This window comes from Mycolicibacterium palauense (assembly GCF_002592005.1).
In the GTDB taxonomy this organism is placed as follows: domain Bacteria; phylum Actinomycetota; class Actinomycetes; order Mycobacteriales; family Mycobacteriaceae; genus Mycobacterium; species Mycobacterium palauense.
Map to the genome: position 1 here is coordinate 1 of NZ_NVQF01000191.1, position 1,574 is coordinate 1,574.

3 protein-coding genes are annotated in these 1,574 nt (G+C 60.4%); 1 reads left to right on the forward strand and 2 read right to left on the reverse strand.

What is annotated here, in order from left to right; all coding sequences use genetic code 11:
• Positions 1-106: 106 nt before the first annotated feature.
• The gene (locus CSR00_RS29780; protein ID WP_245906764.1) at positions 107-400 is read right to left on the reverse strand and encodes a hypothetical protein; all 294 of its coding nucleotides are present in this window, start codon (positions 398-400) and stop codon (positions 107-109) included.
• Positions 400-777 carry a recombinase family protein gene (locus CSR00_RS29785; protein ID WP_099025939.1) on the reverse strand — a complete coding sequence of 126 codons (378 nt, stop codon included), beginning with the start codon at positions 775-777 and terminating at the stop codon, positions 400-402. The genes CSR00_RS29780 and CSR00_RS29785 overlap by 1 nt, the downstream gene beginning before the upstream one ends.
• Positions 778-1,337: 560 nt before the next feature.
• Between CSR00_RS29785 and CSR00_RS29790 the strand changes: the two genes are divergently transcribed.
• The coding region (locus CSR00_RS29790; RefSeq protein WP_141564544.1) for a transposase at positions 1,338-1,574 on the forward strand (237 nt) is incomplete at its 3' end.

Consider the following 1,574-nt stretch of genomic DNA (forward strand, 5'->3'; position numbering starts at 1 on the left):
CAGCTTGCGCACGATGTCCTCCGCAGAATTCCGCTTCCGACCAGCCATGTGTTCATCGTCCCTTCTGGCCCGACATCGGGCCACAGGACTCTAGAACTGGTTGGACTCATTCAGCGGGAACACGCCACTGGCGCGCATAGGTACCAAGGGGGGTATTGGCCTTCAGCTTGGCTGAGGACGGGTCGACACCTGCAGCATCTTCGAGCTGATTCTCCACCTTGCGCATGTGCGCCTTGGCTTTACGCTCGGTGTCGAACGTTTCGGATGTCTGCTTGAACTTGCCAGTTGGTGCACCGAACTCGTCACGTATCGGCTCCAGCCAACGAACCTGGTACGAGGCGATGAGATTGCCGAATTTGTCGACACGCTTTGTTTCGCGCTTACGAATCGTGGCAGCCATCAGGCCACGCCTTCCCGCTCAAGAACGCGGCGAACGGTGCTGTAGCTCCAGGTGTTGCCCATAGGCGCGGGAATACCGGCGTCAGTGAGCAATCGAGCGATTACCTTGGTGCCGTTACCAGCGGCACGCAGTTTGACTATCTGCCGCACAGTGCCTGAGTCGATAGTGGACGGCTTGCCGAGTTGCTTTCCGGCCTGTCGAGTCTTGATCAGTCCTTGCTTAGTCCGGCGACTGATCAGCTCCCGTTCTTCCTCTGCAACAAGGAGTCTGGCGTGAGCGGTCAGCTGCGACACTGTGTTGCTATCGGTTCCGTCTAGACCAACGATGCGCCAGCCTTCGGTCTTGGCGTCAGCCACTAGCTTGGCGCCGTCCGCCATGCTTCGGCTTGATCGGTCTAAAGTGTTGACTACCAACACGCGTTTTTCCAGCGTAGCTTTGGTGTCGGTGTGCGCCGTCGCGGACAGGCCTGTATCACGCAGATCAAGGAATCCGGCACCTACGACGTTCCCGAGATTCCGAAGTAAGCCTGGGCGTACATGTCAAGCAGTGGAATTGGTGGTCACGGTCTTGGTTTCGATGAACCCCGACCGCCTATGGACATCGACGAAATAGACCGAGACGCCTCCGAATTTGGTTGGGGCGAGGGTGTAGTGCCGCCTGGGCTAGAGAACGCTCCGCCGTCGGAAGGTGGCATGTACAAGGGTCTCACACCACCCTGTGAGTCACACATTGGAGTGGGCCGGCACCGCTAGCCGCTCTTCCAAATTGGCGGCGCGCGGCCCTCAACCCTCCGCAGCGCTCCACACTTAGCCGTCCTGGTGTTCCCTTCGTCCTTGCACCGGGGCGGCTAAGTGCCACTGGCGTGTTCCCGCTGAATGAGTCCAACCAGTTTTAGAGTCCTGTGGCCCGATGTCGGGCCAGAAGGGACGATGAACATATGGCTGGTCGGAAGCGCAATTCCGCGGAGGACATCGTGCGCAAGCTGCGCCGCGCGGATGAGCTGGCTGCCGAGGGCAAGACCGGCGAGGAGATCGCCGCCGAGCTGCAGGTCTCGCCGGCCACGCTGTACAACTGGCGGCGCACCTACGGCGGCATGGACACCGACGCCGCCAAAGAGCTCAAAGAGCTGCGTGAACAGAACGCCCGCCTCAAGCGGCTGCTGGCCGACGCCGAA